22 protein-coding genes and 1 pseudogene are annotated in these 23219 nt (G+C 32.8%); 5 read left to right on the top strand and 18 right to left on the bottom strand.

Annotated elements, in window-relative coordinates:
• Positions 1-129: 129 nt before the first annotated feature.
• From AC0C45_RS27455 to AC0C45_RS27475, 5 genes are all read right to left on the bottom strand, one after another.
• The gene (locus tag AC0C45_RS27455; protein WP_220457412.1) at positions 130-249 is read right to left on the bottom strand and encodes a class III lanthipeptide; all 120 of its coding nucleotides are present in this window, start codon (positions 247-249) and stop codon (positions 130-132) included.
• A gap of 42 nt (positions 250-291) precedes the next feature.
• On the bottom strand, positions 292-2889 hold the full coding sequence (gene lanKC / locus AC0C45_RS27460; protein ID WP_472929117.1) for a class III lanthionine synthetase LanKC: 2598 nt from the start codon (positions 2887-2889) through the stop codon (positions 292-294).
• A 271-nt stretch (positions 2890-3160) separates the two neighbouring features.
• Entirely contained in the window at positions 3161-3307 is a 147-nt protein-coding gene (locus AC0C45_RS27465) for a class III lanthipeptide (RefSeq protein ID WP_328240243.1), read from the bottom strand.
• Between the two features lie 38 nt (positions 3308-3345).
• Positions 3346-3492 carry a class III lanthipeptide gene (locus AC0C45_RS27470; protein WP_220457413.1) on the bottom strand — a complete coding sequence of 49 codons (147 nt, stop codon included), beginning with the start codon at positions 3490-3492 and terminating at the stop codon, positions 3346-3348.
• 33 nt (positions 3493-3525) lie between these two features.
• On the bottom strand, positions 3526-4221 hold the full coding sequence (locus AC0C45_RS27475) for a trypsin-like serine peptidase (RefSeq protein WP_472929119.1): 696 nt from the start codon (positions 4219-4221) through the stop codon (positions 3526-3528).
• Positions 4222-4588: 367 nt separating this feature from the next.
• Between AC0C45_RS27475 and AC0C45_RS27480 the strand changes: the two genes are divergently transcribed.
• Positions 4589-6364: an ABC transporter ATP-binding protein gene (locus tag AC0C45_RS27480; RefSeq protein WP_259345681.1), complete on the top strand. Its 1776-nt coding sequence runs from the start codon at positions 4589-4591 to the stop codon at positions 6362-6364.
• Positions 6365-6696: 332 nt separating this feature from the next.
• On the opposite strand, the gene AC0C45_RS27485 is transcribed toward AC0C45_RS27480, so the two are convergent.
• Complete coding sequence (locus AC0C45_RS27485; protein WP_182009615.1) at positions 6697-7155, bottom strand: hypothetical protein; 459 nt, start codon at positions 7153-7155, stop codon at positions 6697-6699.
• A gap of 1060 nt (positions 7156-8215) precedes the next feature.
• Positions 8216-8629: pseudogene (locus tag AC0C45_RS27490) on the bottom strand (DUF7832 domain-containing protein); the annotation flags it as partial.
• A gap of 293 nt (positions 8630-8922) precedes the next feature.
• Between AC0C45_RS27490 and AC0C45_RS27495 the strand changes: the two are divergent.
• Positions 8923-9363 carry a DUF3888 domain-containing protein gene (locus AC0C45_RS27495; protein ID WP_472797569.1) on the top strand — a complete coding sequence of 147 codons (441 nt, stop codon included), beginning with the start codon at positions 8923-8925 and terminating at the stop codon, positions 9361-9363.
• Between the two features lie 95 nt (positions 9364-9458).
• Here the strand turns inward: AC0C45_RS27495 and AC0C45_RS27500 are convergent, their stop codons facing one another.
• On the bottom strand, positions 9459-9917 hold the full coding sequence (locus tag AC0C45_RS27500; protein ID WP_472797568.1) for a hypothetical protein: 459 nt from the start codon (positions 9915-9917) through the stop codon (positions 9459-9461).
• Positions 9918-10075: 158 nt separating this feature from the next.
• Here AC0C45_RS27500 and AC0C45_RS27505 point away from each other — a divergent pair, with 158 nt between their 5' ends.
• Positions 10076-10867: a phosphotransferase gene (locus AC0C45_RS27505; protein WP_472929120.1), complete on the top strand. Its 792-nt coding sequence runs from the start codon at positions 10076-10078 to the stop codon at positions 10865-10867.
• Position 10868: 1 nt separating this feature from the next.
• Positions 10869-11549, top strand: a complete 681-nt coding sequence (locus AC0C45_RS27510) for a hypothetical protein (protein WP_472929121.1) — start codon at positions 10869-10871, stop codon at positions 11547-11549.
• A gap of 506 nt (positions 11550-12055) precedes the next feature.
• Here the strand turns inward: AC0C45_RS27510 and AC0C45_RS27515 are convergent.
• From AC0C45_RS27515 to AC0C45_RS27525, 3 genes are all read right to left on the bottom strand, one after another.
• A complete protein-coding gene (locus tag AC0C45_RS27515; protein WP_472929122.1) occupies positions 12056-13480 on the bottom strand; it encodes a spore germination protein in 1425 nt (474 codons plus the stop codon).
• Between the two features lie 417 nt (positions 13481-13897).
• The gene (locus tag AC0C45_RS27520) at positions 13898-14791 is read right to left on the bottom strand and encodes an EamA family transporter (RefSeq protein ID WP_472929123.1); all 894 of its coding nucleotides are present in this window, start codon (positions 14789-14791) and stop codon (positions 13898-13900) included.
• Between the two features lie 239 nt (positions 14792-15030).
• Positions 15031-16983, bottom strand: coding sequence for an alkyl/aryl-sulfatase (locus AC0C45_RS27525; RefSeq protein WP_472929125.1), 1953 nt, complete (start codon positions 16981-16983; stop codon positions 15031-15033).
• A gap of 137 nt (positions 16984-17120) precedes the next feature.
• On the opposite strand from AC0C45_RS27525, the gene AC0C45_RS27530 reads away from it, so the two are divergent.
• Positions 17121-17270, top strand: coding sequence for a hypothetical protein (locus AC0C45_RS27530; protein WP_472929127.1), 150 nt, complete (start codon positions 17121-17123; stop codon positions 17268-17270).
• A 284-nt stretch (positions 17271-17554) separates the two neighbouring features.
• On the opposite strand, the gene AC0C45_RS27535 is transcribed toward AC0C45_RS27530, so the two are convergent.
• From AC0C45_RS27535 to AC0C45_RS27565, 7 genes are all read right to left on the bottom strand, one after another.
• Entirely contained in the window at positions 17555-18031 is a 477-nt protein-coding gene (locus AC0C45_RS27535) for a CBO0543 family protein (protein ID WP_472929129.1), read from the bottom strand.
• A gap of 3 nt (positions 18032-18034) precedes the next feature.
• Positions 18035-18517, bottom strand: coding sequence for a CBO0543 family protein (locus AC0C45_RS27540; RefSeq protein ID WP_472929131.1), 483 nt, complete (start codon positions 18515-18517; stop codon positions 18035-18037).
• Positions 18518-18755: 238 nt separating this feature from the next.
• Positions 18756-19760 (bottom strand): DUF3231 family protein, encoded by a 1005-nt coding sequence (locus tag AC0C45_RS27545; protein WP_472929133.1) that lies wholly within the window; start codon positions 19758-19760, stop codon positions 18756-18758.
• A 257-nt stretch (positions 19761-20017) separates the two neighbouring features.
• The gene (locus AC0C45_RS27550) at positions 20018-21034 is read right to left on the bottom strand and encodes a DUF3231 family protein (RefSeq protein ID WP_472929135.1); all 1017 of its coding nucleotides are present in this window, start codon (positions 21032-21034) and stop codon (positions 20018-20020) included.
• Positions 21035-21234: 200 nt separating this feature from the next.
• A complete protein-coding gene (locus tag AC0C45_RS27555; RefSeq protein ID WP_472929136.1) occupies positions 21235-21654 on the bottom strand; it encodes a hypothetical protein in 420 nt (139 codons plus the stop codon).
• Between the two features lie 217 nt (positions 21655-21871).
• Positions 21872-22324, bottom strand: a complete 453-nt coding sequence (locus tag AC0C45_RS27560; protein ID WP_472929137.1) for a hypothetical protein — start codon at positions 22322-22324, stop codon at positions 21872-21874.
• Positions 22325-23113 carry a hypothetical protein gene (locus tag AC0C45_RS27565; RefSeq protein ID WP_237894458.1) on the bottom strand — a complete coding sequence of 263 codons (789 nt, stop codon included), beginning with the start codon at positions 23111-23113 and terminating at the stop codon, positions 22325-22327.
• Positions 23114-23219 lie beyond the last annotated feature (106 nt).

Consider the following 23219-nt stretch of genomic DNA (forward strand, 5'->3'; position numbering starts at 1 on the left):
TACCTTTTTCACAAAAATCACCTCCTTTTAATTGGTAACTTTTCATTAGAACCATTAAGTAAATATACTTAGCCTTTACCTATGTCAATGAAGGAATTATTTTCGCAATCCCCGATAGAGAATATAGAATTAGCAAACAGCAACACTGATTGTGCTTACTACTTTGCAGTTAACACTTAAAGATGAACCTGCACGTAGTTCTACATCCTTCTTTGAATCTAAAACTTGAAGAGATAATACCTTTTTCATAAAAATCACCTCCTTTTAATTGGTAACTTTTCATTAGAACTATTAAGTAAATAAACTTAACTTTTGGTTATTTAATGAAGGAATTATTTTCGCAATCTCTGGTAGAGGTAACCAAGAGTACATTCCTTTGGATTTAATATCTTGTAATGCAAGTAACATACCAGCAGATCCAGAGAAAATATCGCCAGAAATTCTGTAGCTATAATCTCCCGGAACATAAAATCTTCCTTCATCTTCAAGAAGGTAAAGGTTAAGTGTTTCCAAAGATTTGTCTATATGATTTTCTTTTCCCTGGAGATTAAACTCGTTATCAATTGCATTGGCAGTAACAATAAGACCTGTCAATCCTCTAAATAAACCTGAACTATAAAAACACTTTGATCTAGTTAGAAGTCCAATACCACTAAGTTCCCTCTCCCACTTTTTCTCATGGAGTAAATTTCTTAGTTCAATCATTGCCAACCCAATTCCAGCGCTTCCGCCGGCAAGATAAGGTACAAATCTTGAAGCATCTTTTACTTGATATAACCCAGATTCTTCAAGAACACACTGTTCCATATCTTTGTCTATAGCCAAAGCAGACAGAGTTAACCACTGTTTGTCACTTGTAACGTTATATAGAGCACTAAAGAACAAAGATACTCCAGACCATCCATCGATTAATCCAATTGGAATTGCATCAATGTCACTTGGTCTTATTTTAATATCTTGTGCAAGGAGATCTTCTAGTCGATAAGCGATAGCTAATGATTTATCAAATAGGTACTCGAAATCTGGTAAAGTCGATGCTGATAAAAATGCTAATCCTATACCTGCTAACCCAGTTGAGAGGGAGATGTCCTCTAAATCTAAATGACTTTGAATAGAATCATATATATCCTTAGCTTCAGTTTTCATTCCTATTTCATAAAGGACTCCAGCAACACCAGCTTTTCCAGAGAAGAGTCCGTCATCTAATTGCTCTATATATCCTTCTTGGCCAAACTTTCTAGCCCATTCTTTGGCTTTATCAGGCAAATCACCTGTACGTGCCAGAGCCATTATCACTCCAAAACCACCTGTTAGGATGTTAAGTAGCCCGTTAGATGACTCAAATTGTCGAATATCTCCAGGTAAAAGTCTCTTTTCCTCACTAAGATCGTGAACAATGCCATCTCTAATCTTTAAAATTATGGCTGGAAGATCGCTTTTTTCAAGGTAGTTACTAGGGGCGCTAAGGACGCTATCCATTGGTTTTACGTTTCTTCTCTTGCATTCATGGTGAATTTCATTAATTATATCGATAGCTTCTTGGCCAAATTGTTTAGCAATCCATTTATCATGTTGATTTAGTATACACTCGGCTAAATCCTGTACAGGCCCAATAGGGAGAAAAGCATGTCTAGCTATACGTAAAAGTGCAAACCAATCGGCTTGTTCTCTAGTAGACTTTGCCGAACCGGTAAAACCTGGTGTCATAAGGCCCGAATGTTTAGCATCAGTTAAATCGCTTGCAGATTCAAAGTCAATAATCTTGACATCTTCTGACTCTGATATAATGATATTAGATGGTTGTAAATCCCCCATACCAACTCCACGCGAATGAATATCTTTAACGGCTTGTTTTAACTGTTTTAGAATATTAATAACCGTTTTACAATATGATGCTGAGTCCTGTTCATCAGAAAAAGGAAAATAAGCAGCTAACCATGTATTCAACGTTGTTCCAGGTAAATACTCTTCTACTAGAAAAGTATGTTCCCAAGCTTGGAATATTTCTTTGTAGTCGGCAACGCAATCCAATCCTTTTAGACGTTTTAATATGAGAGCTTCTTGTTTCAATCTGGCTACCGCATCTCTATTTTGCCCATCAAGACCTGATCCAGGGCGACCTTCTTTAAGTACAAATTGCTTATTAGTTCCCGTATGGCTAGCTAGATATACCCCGCCGCCATTACTGAAGTGAAGAGCTGATTCAATATTATAATTATCAAGTTGGGAACGTTCTGCTTGTATTTTTTCTTGTGCTTCTGTCATCTCTTGGATTACTTTTGGTTCCTGAATAAAATCGGGTACTACATAGTACGCACCTCGAGAATCAGGAATATATTCTCCATTAGGTGTCCTAATTGCAGGAATCTTAGCTGCGCCCTCATGGACATACATCTCCCCAAAGGCCCCATATCGGAAATAAACATTTCCGTCAAGCCATCGCTTATCACTCAGAATGTAAGGACCCTGAGGTATATCTTTTAAGACTCTATGTAGCTGATTTAACAGAAATATAAATTGTTCTTCGTCTTTAGGATAAACTGTAATAAATTTACCCGAGCTCCCTCTATCACCATACTTTGAGTTTTTCAAAACTAGCTCCCAAAGATTAGATACATGTTTAAAAGGTATAGATTCGCTAAAAAGAAAATTAGAGACTAATTCTAATGTACGTTGGGCTTCATCAGAATTTGTAGTAACGTGAATTTTCCACCCTTGAATTGGCAGGATGATGTTACTAGGAAAATAATAAGTCCAATGATCATCGGCCTTTTTCCTCCAAGAATTTGGTACAGTGGAAACTTTTAAAGCTGATTCATCTGCTTTCTTTTGAGGTGGCTGATAATATTTTTCTCCAGGCGTAACATACCTTAAATATCTCATATCCATTTTTTCCATCTCCAATGATTAACCTAGAAAAATATCAATCAAATAAATTAAAAGGTCTGTTTATATATATTAATTAAACTTAACAAACTGCAATACTCATTGTACTTGCTATTGTATTTGGCCAACATGCAAATGCACTTGAAGTTGACATAGCAGGATTAGTTAGTGAATTTCTTGTGATATCCATACTTTGTAATTGAAGAATATTAGACATCTGTTTGTTATAAGACATTTTCTCTTCTCCTTTATATTGAAAAAAATTAATAGAAAGTTACTGCTGATTAGGAATACATAGGAACAAACTAATAGTACTCTTTTCTTTACATGCCATACTTAAGTTTGAAGTAAGATCTAATGAAGATGGATTTTTCATTTTTTGCAATTGAAGAATATTAGACATCTGTTTGTTATAAGACATTTTCTCTTCTCCTTTATATTCAAAAAATTAATAGAAAGTTATTGCTGGTTAGGAATACATAAGAACAAACTAATAGTACTCTTTTCTTTACATGCCATACTTAAGTTTGAAGTAAGATCTAATGAAGATGAGTTTTTCATTTTTTGCAATTGAAGAATATTAGACATTTGTTTATGATAAGACATTTTTCTTCTCTCCTTTTTACTTCATAAGATTAATTAATACTTGTGAACCATTACCGTAGAATCCTCACTTATTTCTCCAGAAGCTACTTGATAAGCAGCCTCAATAGTTTTTCCCCAGTAAGGACCCCAAAGCGTATTTTTTACCGATTTCATGCTAAGGCTAGAATTAGAATTTTGTATATATCTCCCCTCAAATTCTGTAAACCAAGGACCTCCAGACATACCACTCTTCCCTTTGCTTCTTACTCCTTGTAGCGACGAATTCTTAAATGAATCTGTACAGGCTATTCCTTTACTAACAAGTGGTTTTTTAGATGGGAATAACACGTTCTGAAAACCTGATATAACATATTCTAGGTTGCGTGACATATTAAAAGCGACTGGAATCCCTTTTTCTTCAAAGTTAATTACATTTGAAGCTTCTGACTCAAGTACTAAAAAGCCAGTATCATAATCTACTACTCCATGTTGAGCCCAATCCTTAGGGATTGATGCTAATACTGGCTTAAACGCAACCTTAAAATCTTCGGAATACGGCAAAAATCTTATACATTCATAGAACTGTTTAGATTCCCAATCATATAAACAATGAGCAGCAGTTGCGATAACTGGGGCATTCAAAGATTTTAAGATACTTGCACTTCCTAAAGATCGCTTTCCATTAACCCAAAATTCTATCTTACCTAAGCATTGTAGTAAATTATTATCATATTTGTTTAATTTATCCAACTATTGACACCACCATCCACTCTTCTTATTACCTAAATAAGGATAAAAAAGATATTTAGAACTAATATGTCAAAATTAAACAAGTTATTAATTTACAAATAAAGTATAATATACCCAATGAATAAGTCAACAGATTTTTCGGAAAATATTATAAAATTTATAAAAATGTATTTTTTTGTAGATTTTTGGGACGATCAACCTTATAATACAATATTAGGAATTGAAAATGGAAAATTAAGTAACTAATGTAGACTAAAGATATAGTTAAAGTAACTATGAAATTCAAACTATTTAATTATCCATTTGTATTTTTAAAACTTATATACATAGTTAACCTATTCGTAGATTTGTAGAAAGGAGAAAGAAGTTGAGTCACAATAATAAAAAAAAAATAGGAGTAAAAAGCTTTTTAAAATTTATTCATAGCTTCTTGCCAGCAAAATCGATCCTAACCTTAGCAATTATACTCATTCTAATAGAAACGGCATTCTCTCTGATTGTTCCTCTCCTTACTAAAGATTTTGTAGATAAGATGAATTTTCATGGTCTCAATACAAAGACTATAATGCTTTTATCAATTGTTTTTTTAGGCCAATTGGTTATGTCTGGGTTCGCTGTTTATACAATGACGTACATTGGTCAACGTGTGGTACTTACTCTACGTGAAACTATGTGGAAACAAGTTTTACATTTACCAATATCATTCTTTGACCGAAATTCTTCTGGAGAGACGATGAGTAGAATGACCAATGACACATTAGTAATCAAAGACTTTATTACGTCACATTTAATTCCTTTTGTCACTGGTATTATTTCTATTGTTGGATCTGTGGTCTTACTAGTAATTATTGATTGGAAAATGACAATTTTAATGATTTCAGCCGTTCCACTTGCAGTTCTCTTAATGGCGCCTCTAGGAAGAAACATGTATAAAGTATCAAAATCGCTTCAAGATGAAACAGCGCTATTTCAAGGAGATTTAGGGAGGGTATTATCAGATATTCGTCTTGTAAAATCATCTTTAGCAGAGAAGCAAGAAAAGAAGACAGGGTTGTATAGAATGACTTTGCTGTTTCAATATGGGCTAAAGGAAGGAAAAATTCTTGCTGTTATTCAACCACTAACAATGACTATCATGCTTGTGTTGTTGGTAGCGATATTTGGTTATGGCAGCAGTCGGGTTGCTTCAGGTGAAATATCTGCTGGTGCCTTGGTGGCTATCATTTTTTATTTATTTCAAATCTCTGTGCCTTGTTCACAATTAGCTAACTTTTTTACTCATTTTCAAAAAGCTTTAGGGGCAAGTGAACGTTTAAATGAAATTCTATTAGCAGATTTAGAACCTGATACTCATACCTCAGTTAGTATCAATGCCAAAGATTATTTATTATCATTCCAAGATGTATCTTTTTCTTATTCTGAGGAAAAAGAAACTTTAAAAGCAATCAATTTCGATGCTCTTATAGGTCAAACAACTGCCTTTGTAGGTCCGAGTGGTGCTGGGAAAACAACACTTTTTTCTCTTCTCGAACGTTTCTATAAACCCACTCAGGGAACGATTGTATACAAGGGGCAATCAATTGAGAATATAAAATTATCTGAGTGGAGAAAGAAGATAGCTTATGTATCACAAGATTCCCCAATTATGTCGGGGACTATTATTTCAAATCTCACTTATGGTTTGGAAGAATTTTCAGAAGAAAAAGTGAAACAGGCTGTAGCTAACGCAAATTTGAAAAGTTTTATAGAATCGTTGCCAAAGCAATATGAAACAGAGGTAGGGGAAAGAGGAGTTAGACTATCAGGTGGGCAACGTCAGAGGTTAGCTATTGCGAGGGCCATGATTCGTGATCCGGAAATTTTATTATTGGATGAAGCTACTGCACATTTAGATAGCAATTCAGAGAAACTTGTTCAAGATGCATTGGAATCTTTGATGAAGGGAAGAACGACATTAGTAATTGCGCACCGTTTAGCAACTATAAAAAATGCAGATAAACTAATAATCTTAGAAGATGGTAAAGTGACAGGAATGGGTACGCATCGGGAATTGTTAGAATCTCATTCTCTTTACAATGACCTCGTTAAACAACAACTTTCTCTAGAGTGGCAAACTAATGAACTTCAATTAGTTAGCAAATAAAAAGAATCGCTGGCAATCTTGCCAATGATTCTTTTTATTTTTATGAAAAATATACTTATTACAAGTAGTAACTAGACAGCCTTCAATAAGTTTAAGAAGTAATTTACCAAGATAAAATTAGCACAAGAGAGATACCCTAGAATGTTTTATTCTTATTGTTTCATAATTTTAAACTGCTTCGATATACGAAGACCACTTAATACATGAAAAATATTTATTAAGATATCCAAAGTTCAAATTTTTTAGTACAAATGAACGGTTATAATTGTTCGTTATTAACAGGAACTTTAGTAATTAGCTATGACTTTACTTTCTATGTATAATTAACCTTTCTAATGACCCAGGTTAGAAAGATATTTAGCTACATCTTTTGGAACTTTAAGATTCAAGTTTAACCCTTTAGTTTGAAAATTAATATATGGACTACTTTTATAAGTTGTAATTGTAGCTACCTTTTGAAGGTTCTTTTTATCTTTATTTGATCCATCCCCTAGTTTAACTGTTTCTTTTTGATATAACTTATAAATATTATTTTCAGTAGCATTTGAAGGAATCTCAGCAATATTCCATTCATTTACTTTTAATTTACTTATAAAATTATTTATATCTTCCTTTTTATCGATTACAGTTAAAGCTGAATTTGGAGATTTTGCTGATGCAACTTCAATTTTCTGAGTTTGATCCATTCCTACGTCTAAATCATTCTTCATATCTTTTTCTTTTGCACTACATCCAAACAGAAATGTGGATATACATAAAATTGCTATAAATAAAAAATAAAACCTTTTCATGAACATACCTCCTATTTAAATCCATTAATTTACATAGAAGATTTTAACATTTTTTCTTTTTTATTTCTATACGTCCGGAGTCTGATATTGAAAAATTTATTTTATTTAATATTGGTATTATCTACAGATTTATTATCCTTTATATGTAAATTTGATTAAATAAATTTTATGCTTTCATGTAAATAAATAAAATGATCTATAAAATAATAGTTCTATTATTTACTCTCTCTGATGATAAATCACAAAAACATTACTTAATTTACACACTTATATTATTATTCATTTATACACCTATAACTCTAATAAAAACGTTCATAAAAGTGTCAATGTTTTATAATACGTTCGTAATTTGTTTTAAAACTTAAACGAACATTAAAGAAGATAGATTTCATATAAATAATAAGAGTTCGTAAAAGTATACTTTTACGAACATATATTTTTTTGTTTTTTAGAATGTGAGTATTGATATTAAAAAGAAGCCACTACAATTGTTTGGCTTCTTTTTACGTGTACAATGAATTTAGTTGCTATTTTCGTCAGACCATTTGTCTTCACTATCGATCCATTCGTTCTTCTTTAAATCAAAAGATTCTATATCATCATGAAAGTCTAGATAAACAGGCAGCTTTATTCCATTATCGCCAACTTTATTCCAACAAGAAATAAACCAGTTTGAAATCAATTCTTTCTCAGTTGCAGATATTTCTTCTTCATTTTGTTCATAAAAATCCCAAAACTCATCTGAATGCTCGTCGGCTAGCTCATAGTATTCAAACTCTTCAAGTAGCTCATAACTACCTGAAAAAATGGCACGATCGTTTCCTTCATAGAAAACTTCGTTCGCTTCATTGTCCATAGAAAACATCCTAATAGACAAATCAAATGGCTGAATGAAGATTTCAAAGTCCAGTAAATCAATGCCCTTATAATAATGAAAAGTATGTACTTTTTCGATATTGTTAATTAACTTATCTTCATTTTGTTCAAGTATTTTCTTTAATGAACTTATATATGAATCAACCGTAAATAACTTATCACCTTTATTTTCTTCGTTTGTATGCTTCCAAGTATCAAAACTCTCATTAATCTTTGTATTAATCGCCTCATAATTATTCCACGTATCTTGTACCTCATAAAGGGATTTTATATGAGGAAATATAGCTTCATAATCATCTAAATAAGTTCCTTTATCGAAATCAAAGTAATCTTTTGTAAAGGCCCTTCCTTCCGCATTCAGCATATCGCTGGCAAAGACGCCATCCCATTCCATATATATTTCAGTTCCGGTTATGTTCCTTTGTTTAAACTTTATAATTTCCTGCGCAGCTTCTTCTTCAAATTCTTTGCTATATAAGTTTTCTTCAATAATCCAACCGAGATACATTCCAGTATGAACGAATGCCTGCTTTTCACTCAAGTTACTCGGGAAATCTCCTTCATAATGCCATTTAGCTTTATCATAGACGGTTGTCATGGCCTCTTCCTCTTTCTCTATATCTTCTATTAAGGTAGTTTCTTCTTGTTCACGACTACTTTTTTTATTTAATGAGTCTTCGCAGCCTTGCAGGAACAAAATGATAAACATAAAAACTGGAATACATTTGATCTTATACACAATTCCCTCCACAAGTTAAATCAGAAATAAACGATATACTGCATTATATACTTTAAAGATTAATAAAAATATACCTTTGTTTATAATTTGATTTTGTATAGATTACCTGAGCAAAGAGACACTAAGAAAAATTAAAACATCAGGAGAAATCTATGTTGAAAAGATTGATGATATCTATTTGTTTTATCTCTTTGCTCAATACTGGGTTGGAAACAATGTCTTATGCTATCTCACAGAAAACCGACACAGCTAAGGATTCAAGAGCCTTAATGTATAATGATATGTTAATGGTTATATTAAACGAGAAAACTGAAGAAATAGCTAATCAATATTATTTTAAGAAGTTAAAACAACGAGTTGCTGTTTACCCCTATGATATGAATGTGGTGAAAGTAAAAAGACTAAATGGATTTCGTGGATTTAATTTTTTAATTACTATTGAAACGCAACCATCAATTGGGGCTCATAACTCTGTCGGAAAGGATCGTTTCACATTTCAAATAAGTCCTTCTTTATCAGAGAAAGATAGTATAAAACTTATTGAGTTTAAGCATTTAAAATCATACAGTATCCCACTACATCTAAGAGATTGAAGTTTCTATACATATTTTCCTTCCTAAAATGGTAATTCCTTAAATAAAGAGTAAATAAATAAAAGCCTTCTTTTAAACAAAGAGGGCTTTTAAGTTTAATTTTGTGGAAATAAAAATGCTTGTTTAAACTTTCGTGCAGGATATTTCTTTCCGTCCTTCGTAACTCTAAAGGGTTCTTCTTTCCATGTCACAACTACTTCAATCTTTTTTGAGTCAACCGAAATAGGTTGATTTTGATGATGGAAGAAATTCTGTGAATCAGGTATTTTATATGTGATTAATTCTGCTTTAGTATTTGTATTTGGCTCATCCCTATAGATCTCTACCGTAGCGTCATAAACCTGTGCACCTAAATTTCTCACATCGATACTATAGGTATTAAACTCATCATTACCCTTCAAGTTGTTAACATCGGGTTTGTCTATTTTTACTTTCCAGTGGTCTGATGATTGAGACGTAGGAAGCTTTTCTGGTGTATAAGCGTAAGTATTAACAGAACCAAAAATGATGGAACATAAACAACTACCAACAAGTAAGATATGTGCTTTCTTCATTATAGATTCCTCCAAACTAAAAGATAAGAGTATTATTCTTCCAATTAGAGCTAATATACGTGATTTTAATTGTGCTTTTGAATTACTTGTAACAAATGTTAGTTAAAAAGGATTTGTTTTATGAGTCATAGAAAGTTATATCAGGGAGGAATATGTATATGACAAACCATAAAGACGAAGAAATACTAACAGGAGGGAATGTCTCTAACGTTTATCGTTCGGGAGATACCGTCCGACGAGAATTAAAGCCAGAGAGCCACAAAATTCATGATTTATTAAAACATTTGGAAAGCAAAGGTTTTAGTTATGCACCAAAATTCTTAGGTATTGATGAGAAAGGAAGAGAGGTACTCTCATTTATCGATGGAGAAACTGGTAATTATCCTTTAAAAGAATACATGTGGTCTGATGATACCTTAATAGAAATAGGAAAAATGCTCCGCCTTTATCATGATTCTGTGAGTGATTTTCCAATTAAAGACGATTGGAGAGCAATAGATAATACCCCAAAACCATTTGAAATAATCTGTCATAATGATTTTGCCATATATAACGTTATTTTTAATCGCAAGATTCCAGTAGGTATTATTGATTTTGATGTGGCCGCACCTGGTCCAAGACTGTGGGACATAGCTTATACACTTTACACTTGTGTCCCCTTAAGTAGATTTTATCTTTCTGAAACGGGTGAAAAAGTTTATTATCATTCACTACAAAACGCTAACCTCGTAAAACAAAGAATTAGATTATTTTTTGAGGCTTATGGCAAGGAATTTGAAGAAGATTATTTAGAAATGGTATTGCTACGATTAGAAGGATTATGTAAAACAATTACAAGAAAAGCCGGTGAAGGTGACATTGCTTTTCAAAAGATGATAGATGAAGGGCATCTTGAACACTATCAGAATGATATTAAATTCATTCGTGAACATGGAGAAGAGTGGATTTAAAATGACAAATGCAAAATTGTTTACAGCTATTTATATACCATATACACCTTTTCAAGATGAAGTACTAAAACCAAAGAATGCTAGAAAATTTAAATTTAAGTTAGAAGAAAGTGAACGTTTAGAAACTACCCTTTACCGTTTTGTTTATAGCAAAAATGAAAAACAAATAATTTATTTTTACATAGTTGATGATTGGGAAGATCCTTATCGTTATCTCTTTGTAGAAAATAACGAATTATATGATGAATTTACATCTCAATTTGGAGTAGCAGGCGTTCAAGGAGGTTATTGGGAATTTGGAATGGATACATATTTAGATACCGATTCCCCTGAAATCATATTTGAAAAATTAAATAAGACTATAAATAGTGATTATGATGAAGACACGCCTATGCCAATATGTCATATATACGGTCAAGATATGTGGCACGGAGATGCTTTTATCGTAGCCAATCGTACAGCACTAGAAGAAATGCGTAATGCTATTGATATTGCTTTAAAATATGGAGAAATAAGAACAACTTTATCACCTTCTGATAATGAGGGATATGACTTATTTATTTCTTGTGTAGAGGATAAATTTGATTGGGACTTGGTAGGAATGCCTTATCATGACCACGAATTTTTTGAAAAACCTAAAGTTCCTGTTAAAGCTTTTAGAAAGTACAAAATTAAGAAGTAATCAGATATTTTTTCCCTTCTATTTTCGAATTTACTAAAAGCATGCTATAAAAGCTAAAAATAAAAAGCTATCTTATGGAATAAGATAGCTTTTTCAGTAAGTGGTGATTAGCTTACTAATCGACTTGTAAATTATAAATAATTTGGATAATAAAGTAAAGTATTTTCATTCTATGGCATATGAATAAAATGTACACTTTTTATACATCACATCCTATCCACTTATCCAAGGAAACCCCGTTATATCAACGATGTATAAAAAGTTGCATACTCAAGCAAAAGAATCCTTAGCTGAACCCTACTGCCGCAAGGGTTCTTTTGCTTGCTTGGTTCCTTGAAGAGGTATTATGTTAACTACCTTTGTATATGATATACAGCCTAAAAAGAGAAAAAACTCCTGCTGTGTCTGGACAGGAGTTTTTCTCTTTACATCAACAGAATGTTCTTTCGATGCCATCGCTTGCATCCTGAGTAGTTTGTTTGAAATATCAAGAGTTTATGTTTTCTTCATTCAACATTTGGAAAGTCATGAGACTTCCTTTGAAGTTTACGTAAGTTTCCACGAAAGAATATATCTTGAAATTCATCACATCTGAATGGGATAAGGGGTGATAAGTATGGTATACCTACTGACTTTAACTGTACAAGATATAGAATAATTATGGTTGAAACGACCATAATACTTGGTAAACCAAAGTAATAGCAAGTGATAAGGTATAAATACCTCAAGGACAATAGTCCGATCTGTCCTCGATAAATAACTAAAGTAGATAGAAAAGTACTCGTTCCTGTTACTACTAAGCTTGCAGGATGAATAAGTTTAGCAGAAACAGACATTTCACCAACAAAGATAGTAGCTAGTAGTGTGACGATAATAGCTGTCCCTTTTGGAGCACGTGAGCCAATATCAATTAATATGCGAAATAAAATAAGAAAAATGGTAATTTCCCAAAACGTAGGTAATAATTCTCCATGGTTAAATAGATCTTCTTGGATTTTTTTACTGTATTTATCACTATGGAATTTTTCTAACCCCACATAGATACCAGGGATAAGAATGGCACTAATAAAGCCAAAATAGCGAATTAATCGATTGACAAAACGTCTTGTCTTTAAATGAAAATCGTCTGGGGCTTGAAAGAAATCAACAAACAAACTCGGGGCTATAATCGGATAAGGAGCCCCATCTACTAATACAATTACTTTACCTTCTAAAAGAGCTGAAGTGGTTGTATCCACACGCTCTTTTGTCATAACAAGGTTAGCAAAAGTTTTAGGCTTTCCTTCTATAGCATCTTCGACTATTTTCGAAGCTAATATATAGTCTACATCTATAGTAGAAATACGATGCTGTACTTCTTGTAAAATAGTTTGATCCACTAAGTGCTTTATATAAACGACAGATATATCTGTTTTTGAAACTTTTCCATATGGCTTTGTATCAATGATTAATTGTGGTGTCTGAATAATACGCCTTAGTATATTAATATTTGTCGTTAGATTTTCTGTGAAACCTACTGCAGGTCCCCTTAAAGCTCGTTCTCCTAATGTTTCTTCTAAACTTCGCTCTATCCATTTAGTTGTAGGTATAAGTAATCCACTTGTTTCTCCCTCTATGAGGAGAAATGTATTTCCTTTAACCAAAGCATCTTTTATTTCTTCAATTGAATGAGTTTCTTTCAGAGAAGCCGAATAAATAATAGTCTTTATTTGTTGGGTAGATGGACTATCTTCATTAGCTATTTCCCATGTTTGCTGTAAAGGTTCAATAATATAGTTTTGTATCTGATCTTTATCTACAATTGTATTTAAATAAAAAATTGAAATTTTGTTTTTAAAAATGGTTCTTTTCTCAAAATCGCTTGTTATTTCAAATTGCTTTTCAAGTTTCTTTGAAATATTTTGAGAAGATTTATTTGATGAGGAAGACATTATATTCACCTTTAAATTAGTTTTATTATTTAATCTGTACATATCCACCTATTTTTATGCGATGTATATAATAGTTAGGAAAATAAAGTTCTTATATCTTATATAGGGTTTAAAAAGATACCAACAGGTTAACAGAAGAAACGAGGCTCATATAAGAACATTGATGATGATATAGCTAATTTTTTTGGGAAAGGTGTAGTTACTTTATCTTACCTATTGTGTTTGTTTATAAAATTACTAACTATCTGTAATGTTAAAATGTGAACTAGAATTGAATATTATATGTATCATTAAGTAGAAAAACTACCCTTTGCGAACATTGCTTGTTGGCAGGATAGCTTTTCTATTATTAGAATAGGAAGTATATACGTGATGCGTTTTATTATATTTTTCTTAGTTTGGTAAACATATTAAATATTATTCATTTTTCTTTATTGAATAAGTAGCCTTATGACTCTGAACGTTTGGGTAAGCAATTCCTCCTAGAATGATGACGACACCGATCCACTGGAAGAAAGTTACGGTTTCATGGAGAACAATGGTAGACATAATTACGGCCATTGGGAGCTCTGATGCACTTAGAATGGTTCCTAAACTTCCGCCTACTTTAGGCATGCCAATATTAAATAAAATAGGCGGAACCAGTGAACCAAACAACCCGGTAAGAAGACTATACATGAACAGCCCATTTGTAAGTGCACCGTTTATAAGGAATACCGGTGGAAACGAAATAAATATAAGCAATGACGCTCCTGTTGTCATAATGGCACTTTTATAAATAGGATGTACCCGTATATTTGTACGCCCACTTATAAAAATAAAGAAAGCAAATGACAAAGCAGCAAGCATCCCCCAGCTGATTCCAGCAAACGAAAAAATGATGTCACTTTTCAAAAAGCCAGAAGCAAGGACCGAACCGAGAAGAATAATTACTGTTGACATTAAGCTTTTTCGATCTGGTGCTTTCTTAGTAAAAATATATTGCAGAATCATACTTATCCATGTAAATTGCAGTAGAAGAATGATGGCAAATGAAGCATTAATATAGCTAAGCGCTTGATTGTAAAAAATACCAGTTAGTCCCATTGGTATGCCACTTATGGTCAAAATTAGCCATTGTTTACATTTTAAACGGTCCTTTGGAACAAAGATTGCAATAGCCCACAGCATGATAGCACCGAAAAGATATTGACTTCCTGTTACTTCATATAGGCTAAATCCCTTGCTGTACCCTAATTTAACAAACGTTGATACCACTCCATAAGAACAACCACCAAGAAAAACAAGTAAAGCATAGTTCCACATTTTCATTATTGAATCCTCCATACAACACAATAAAGCCACCCATCTCAAATATGAGATGGGTGGCGAAATGTAAAATAATAAATTTAAACAAAAAATCCACCTGCTGTAAACAAACTTTTACAGCTTTTAATTATTTTAATAATTTATATTATAGAATTCCTGCTCCTATGTTTCAAGCTGAAATGGAAACATTCTCAGCTTTCGCGATTTAGTGGAAATGATAGAAGAGCGATAATTCTCAACTATTAGTTTTTTTCTTTGTGTAGGAGAGGTGTCATAATATTGAAATTTGGGTCTATCTCATCTTGTAAATTTAAGAACAAACCCCATTTTTCTCTGTCTCCTTGAACAATAACAAGGGATTCATTAGTCTTATCATTAGTATTCACTAGTCTATATAACGCTTCTTTCCACATAGTAACTGTTACCTCTGCATCTCTACTTAATTCATTTTTTAAATATCGGAATATTCCGCGCTTCAATTCTGTTGATGCTACTTCTTTTCGATCTGGAATAACAAAGTTTATTTTATAATCATAGTTCCCTGCTTCTACTCCATGAACTCTTATACTTAACAAATACAAAATATCTTTAAGGGGTAATATATCCAATACTTCTTTTGTAATGATTGAAATAGGGAGGGGTTTATTACCTAAACGTAACTCTTGGGCGCCCATTAAATATTCGTTTCTCCAGGGACCAGATTCCGCAATGTAACCTAGTTGTTCCAGGGCATCTGCACACAATAATCTAGCATCTGTATTGTCCGGATTTGAAAAAATAACCTGTTTCATGACTTCTGCTACCCATTGATATTCACCATTTTGAAAATCTTCTTTCGCTTTCCGAATTACATTATCCTCTCCTCCCATATAGCTTACATATTTTTTTGCTGAATCTTCGGGCAATAGATTATTCAAATCTACCGGATTTCCGTTATACCACCCCATATATTTTTGATAAACTGCTTTGGAGTTATGATTTACTGTTCCATAAAATGAACTACTATACCATTCGTTACTTAACGTGGATGGCAGTTTTACTAATCTACCGACTTGCTCTATGGTATAACCTTTATTTATTAATCTTAACGTCTGATCGTTAATGTACTGGTAGATATCCCTTTGTTTTTCCAGATAATCTACACACTGTTTATTACCAAAACGAGGCCAATTGTGAACACCGAATAAGCTGGTCAGTTCATCACCAAATAAGTCAATTGCTTGCTGTAGATATTTGGCCCAAGCTACAGGGTCCCTCACTTGTGCTCCTCTCAAAGAGTACAGATTATGAAGTGTAACCGTGCAATTTTCGGCTATACATAAAGACTTCTCGCTTGGAACATAAATATTCATTTCTGCAGGGGCTTCTGTCCCTAGAGTAAGTTGGAACTGTATTCTAATTCCATCAATCTCTTTTTCAATATATGGTTGGTTGCTACTGGGATATATTTCTTGAATGTGGCTAATGAGAGTAGTAGTACCAATAGAGACTGTTTTTCCTATTCCATTATCTATTAGACCTTTTTCATCATGAGGCAAGAATTCTCCATACATATACTGACTTCGTCTAGTCATGGCTACTCCAGCAGTTACATTCTCTTCAATAATTGATTCCATGAAACCTACTGGAGCATAAACCTTTATCTCTGTTTCAGCATTTTTATGTAAAACTCCTAAAACTCCTCCATAATGATCTACATGGGAATGAGTGAAAATAACTGTACTAATGGGAATAGTACCAAAACGCTCATTTACTAATTGAAGTGCGGCTTCTGCTGTTTCTTTAGAAGTAAGGCAATCAATCACAATCCAACCAGTTTGTCCTCTTATTAAACTTAAATTGGCAAGATCGTAACCTCTCACCTGATAAATCCTATTAGTCACTTTATATAATCCAGAATGAAGATTTAGTTTTCCCTGTTCCCAAAGCTTTGGATGAACTGTATCCGGTAATGGATTCTGTAACAAAAAAGAATATTTGCTTAAATCCCATACAGGGAACAGGGAATTTTTTTTGTAGATAATGGGAAATGGAACGTTAATTAATGTGTTTCTTTCAGATAAATCTTGCTCTATTTTTAAATTTTTCCAGTTAATTTCTCTACGTAATTGATTATTAATTAAACGCGTTTTGCTGGTTGCTTCTTTTCTAGTAGTATTTAGTTCATTTTCTTGTTCCTGATTGTTCTTCTGCATAACTCTTTAATTCCCCCCTTCTATATGACACTCTAGCTTATGTTTTATGTAATTGTTACATTCTCTTTTATTTTTGATAATGCCTATTATGTTAATTCTTTTTTGGTCATATATGGGATAGAGAGAGGGGGGATACTATGAGAAAATGGCTATGTTTATCTTTTATGACGTTGATAATCAGCTTATGCGCAGCATGCTCAGATTTAACTTGGAAGAAAGAATATGCAAGCTCTATTCCAAAGGAATTATTATCTGAAGGGGAAGAGTATTCTATTTTAGTTGTGTGAGAAGAAATTGATGATCCAGAAAAGATAACTGGTTTAAAGAAAGTTAGATATTATTCTTCCTTAGAGGAAGTAAAGAATGAATATCCTAACTTAATTATAAAGAATTCGCCGTTTTTTATTAATCTTAATGACAAGAAAGTCGTTCTAAGAACTTCAAAATTGGATAAGGTAATGAAGTTCTTAGAAAGTAATTATTAGTAATATAAGATTTTTCTTAATATGCTGATTGCTGATAAATCACATTATATTGACTAAGTTTATACAGCGTAGACATAAAAATATAGTTAGATATTTGCTTCTTTCATTCCTTTTTGAAACCACCTATTAAATTGATGCGCAACAAATAACAAAAAAGCTAATATAGGGATATTCAGAAACTCATTTTTAAGTGGCCTTGCAATTTCTGTATAATGTCCAATGAAAAAAGTATATAGATTGGTTATAACAACAAAAAAAGCATAATGAAGAATAACTTTTGTTCGGCTATTTGACGATGGATATGTTACTTCAAAAAACATAGCAAAAGCTGGGTAAATCAGATAATGAAGAGAAAAACTTAATTTTGTTGCATAGGGAAATTCTCTGAATGGAAATTCAACACGCTTAAAATATACAGATAAAAAAACATAGATCCATGCAATAGTTTGCCCAAGTAAGAATGCAATTTGAGCTCTTCCTTTTAAGCGAGAAGGAACTTTCCAGAAATACAGGCTAATTACTACTATCCATGAAAAAGTTAATATTATAATTTCTTTCTTCATAATTCACCCTTTTAACCATGTTTTTTTAAAGTACATATAATATTGATGGTTTAAAAATAAGGACACCCATACCGTGATAAAAGTCCAATACCATTTCCATTCATGATACTGAACAAGGTTTGTTTTCCATTCCAATAAGACTTCCATAAGCGTGAAAAAACCAATGATAACCGTATAATAAAGAAATCTGAACCATAATGGTTGTTTAGAAGGATAATTCAAGCTAAATAAAATAGCTACCACAGGAAATAAGAAAAATTCAAAACTAAAGCTAGCTCTATTTACTTCATTTATCCGTGGTAATAATGCTACTGGGTAGCTAATCCATCTCATTTCTACAACAAAAAGTCCTGAAACCCACGTAATAACTTGAAGAAATAAACCTATAATCCAAGCTTCTCTTGCTCTCTCTCTGGGAATAAACTTCCATATCAAGAATACTCCAAATAATAAAGAAGCTAATAATAGCCAACGATCTAAGCTCATTATCTGCACCCTCTTATTTTAAATATCTATAGTTTTAGTTATATTGACGATTTTTATTTAAAACAAGGAGGATTTGTTCCTGTAACGGTGATTATGTAAACTAGATCTGTATATGATATACAGCCTAAAAAGAGAAAAAACTCCTGCTGTTGGCCAGGAGTTTTTCAATAACGTATCAAGGTATTAAAAGTGATACCTCACGTATCTTGAGTAGTTTGCTCAATATATAAGAATTTACTCATTTTTCTTTTGCAATTTCTTTTCTGTTAGGAGCAAGTGGTGGTTGTTCTAACCATTTATTTTTCACCATAATGTTAAACCATTTTTTTGTTACCAATAGATTTTTGAGAATGGTACCTTCATAAGTTGTTACAAGATCTGTTCGCATGGCTGATGCTAAACCTGATCCGTGATACGCTTGTGCAGCTTGGAATAAAAAACCAATATGATACATCATTAGTTTATCAGAAAAAGGAGAATCTGTTGAAGTTGTTACTTCTGTTTCCCACGATTTGGGAATGGGTAAATTATCTGCGTGCATGATTTTTGAAAAGGACTGTATTTGATCATCAGCTGTTTTCTCCGAAGCCTCTAAAAATTTTCTTACTTCTTTTGATTGAGCGACCTGACTAAATCCAATAGAAAGGGTTTTAGCCATAATGCTTTTTTTAAGGTTGAAAGAAATACTTATGATTTCTATTGCAGTTAAACGTCTTCCTTTCCCGAAAAAACCATCCGTGAAATCCTGACTAGAAATAAATTCAGGATTCTTAGCTGGGTAAAAATAGGGGTCTCTCTGAAATTCCCCTTTTTCAAGTAATAATTCAATCGTTTGATGATACATCCTTTTTGCATCAGTATCACATGTATCGTAGAAATGGCGTAAGTCTTCTCTGACAGAAACACCTAATGAGGTTGTATGTCCTAGCAAGCCATGTAACGTCATAATATGTAAATAATTCAAGCAGAATATGTCCGTGAACAACCTCTTGGTACCTTTATTAAGGTCAGAATCAGTAAATCCAATTGGTACTGGAAACCCTTCGTTTTCTATAAAAGCTACAATTTGTTTTTTTTGTTTTGCGAAGGTCTTAATTGCATCTTCAAAAACGGTCTTTATTGACTCATCTTCAATAATAGAGAACATATATCTATTTACTATATCTGTCATCGTTCCGTTTACATACTCTCCCCATAGTGTTCCTATTTCGGAAGATGTAAGCTTTAATTTATTCTTATCCAAATTATCACCTCTTGGATAATATTTACCAACTCATTAATAGATATGAATTCTTTCTTCATAAAAAAGCTTTTAGCATGTAATTTCCGATAAAATCCATTACGTTAACTAAACATGTATATCGTATACAGCTCAAAAAACAGAAAATCCACCCTTTAAGCCCTAAAGGTTGTTTTTTCTGTTTTTTGGACTTTATGCAATTGGGTTCTATGAGAGGATGCTTTATAGCATCTTGAGTGGCCTGCTCTAAATAGATAGCTTTATTCTTTTTTCTTAGCTAATTGTTCCTTGTCTTTTGTTCCAGGTGGTTGTTCAAGCCAGTTATGACGGATCATGATATCAGCGCCATCTTTAGCATATTGAGCAATTTCAAACGATAATCTTTCATAATTCAAAAAAAGGTCACTTCTTTGACTTGCTACAGCTGCTGTTGCATAGTTTCCTGTTCCTGCTGCAGTTAAAAAGCTCATATGAAACATGGTAAGCTTATCTGAAAATGCTGGTATTGTTGAATCACTAATAGCAATATCTGATGATATAGGTGATTGTATGTCATTATTAAGAAGAGCTTTAGTGAAAATCTGAATATGTTTTTCTGCGATTTTACTCCCTCTTATCATCCAATCTTGAACGTCTTTTCGAGGGGATGTTTGGGCAAATGCCAGTGAAAGCTTCGCACCTATGAGGTTTGTTTGAATGTTCATAAATAGATGAGAAATTTCCATTGAATTTAATGGTCGTTGTTTACTAAAAAAAGAGAAACCACTTAAATATTGTTTACTATCTACATAATCGGTTGTTGTGGGATAGGCTATATAGGGAGATCGAATGAATACTCCTTTTGAAAGTGCAACAATTGAACTTTGATTGAACAAAGCAGATACCTCTTGAAGTCCTGCCATAAAATACGTTCGGATATCTTCCCGAGCACTCATTGAAACAAACCCACTGTATGCTAACATGCCTGCCTTCGCCATGTGATTAATATATGTGAGCATAAAAGAATCTGTAAAAAGGCGTGGTGCATTCAGATTAACATCATGTCCCATAGTGAAAGCTGTTGGAATGGGTAATTTCTCTTTCTTAAAAATATTCGTCAGTTTTTCTAAATGTTTAATCGAAATGTCATATGCAAATTGAATAACTGGACGAATATCCTCATCTTCTATTTGTTTTAGGAAATAACTCAATATACATTTGGACATACTATCATTCATGTAACCTGTCCAAATAGAAGCTATTTCGGATGAGGTAAGTTGTGTGTGATGCTTAGTCATACATGGTTTCCTCCAAAAGAATAATTTTAGACATAAATATATTCTTTACGGAAACCCATATATTATGAGTCAGGGGGGTACCCCTGACTTTTTTATTGTTAATTAGCTAGTTATGTTCGCAAAGATGTATTTTTTTCTTTAAAACTAAAGACGTAATGTTTGATTGCCTATAAAATTCATGTAAGAAAAAAAACAAAGGATTAGTGTTTTCTTATATTTAATATTTTAGCAACTTTGTTTAACTGTTTTTCTGATTCTTCTAACCGTTTTTGGGTGTTCACTAAAGAGTTTTGAACAGATAAAGGTGTAAGATCTTTAATGCTCTTTCCTTCTGTACATACCAGGTGACCTATACCATCTTTCCATTGAATCGTACATTTAAAATTCCCAAATAACTTGTTGCTTGTTTGTAAAATTAGATGTTTTGTTACAGGGTGAGAATTAGTACTCTGTGACAGCATTAATATAGCTTTATGCCGGTCTTCTTTATAAATAATAGTCCATATATTAGATGTGGGAGGGAAATGTGAATGGGTTATGTGTGAAGAATTTAGAATTGTACCTTCTTGATTGATTTGAAAATAAGGAACCGGAATCCATTTAGCTATGCTAGTATCCATATTTTAGCTCCTTTACATTAATGAATGAATCTTCTTACTCACCATACCATATCTAAGTATGTTTTGTATGTAGCTAGAACGATGACAATATTAACTAAGTTTGCATACCATATACAGCTAAAAACAGAAAAAAACTATCTTGGCGTAAAGGAGATAGTTTTTTCTGTTTTTTTATTGTCATCTTTTGCTGCTTTATTGCATCTTGATTAGGTAGTATTTATGCGGTTATAGCTACACCTAGAGCTAAATGTCCCCAAAGAATGTGTTCTACTTGTTCTTTTTGATTTTCCTCACATTGTACGATGATAATGACTTCAGATGCTTTGCCTCTAAGAACTCTTTGTTTTTTCTTAACCCTTTTTTGAATAAACAAATCAAATAAAAAGCCTAGAACAAAGCCAAAGAATGCACCAATTAATCCCCAATAAATGGGGCCCCAATCTAAAATAAAGCCCCTACTTGCACCAATCGTTGAAAAGATAACCGCAAGAAATAGCCCTGTTTGGCTCAACGAAACGCCGTCTGAGCGATGAATAGTATCAAAAAGTTTTCTCTCTTCTGTTCGATTATCAAGAGGGACCGCAAATAAATCATTAATCCCTTTTTGCTCTAATTCACTAATTGCGAGTTCGATATTAGTTGAATGTTCAAACGTTGCAAAAATTTGCATTCACATCACCTTCTGTCCCTTTTTTAGTTTAAAATTAGGAGATTGATAATGACTTTTTAAATAGTTTTTCTGTTCTTTTTCAAATAATTTATTGTTTTCCACCGTACTCGTATACGCCTCATATATAGTAAAAAAATAGTAGGAAGGGATATAGGATAACCATTGGGCATCTAACACGCTTGTCGACTTTTCAATATCTCCTAAGATAAGATAATGAATACCTTCTAACAAGTGGGAATAGTAAATAAAGACGACTGTCCATATGAGCGTAAAGAAAGATAATATAATCCTATGAAGGTAAAGCTGTCCCATGCTGGGAATCGTCAACCCCCATAAAAAGGTCATTAGTGGATTGCGCTTTTCTAAGTAATTAATTCCTATAGCATTGATACTAAAGGTATTAAACGGGCTATTCTCTCTTTCAACGAGTACAGCAATTTTATTTAAGTCGACCGTCGTTCGATAACTGTCCCAAATGGAAAAAAGATAAACTGGTATATATAAAAATAACAACCTCACATCTAAAACTGCTTTTGCTGATTCTATCTCACCTGTAAAGGAATAAACCATAGCCCGATTCAATTGTGTTTGCTGATTAATAAATACTTCCCATAGAATTAAAAGCATTCCCCGAACATATTTTTCTAGAAGAAGATGCCCGAATCCAGGGAAAGCGATAGACCAACAGGCAGTTATATAGGGGTTTCTTCGATGGATAATAACTGTCCCAAAGGAATTGACATCAGCTTTAAAGCGCCGTGCATAATTTTTATTCGTGAAATTTCTCATGCCTTCCCCTCTCTATCAAAATAGTATGTAACCGTACTAGTATTGACAGCCTTTCAGTAATTAATCTTCTATTTTTAATAAGGGTTGAAAATTTATCTCCCAGAAC

Source organism: Priestia sp. VA7 (assembly GCF_055710015.1).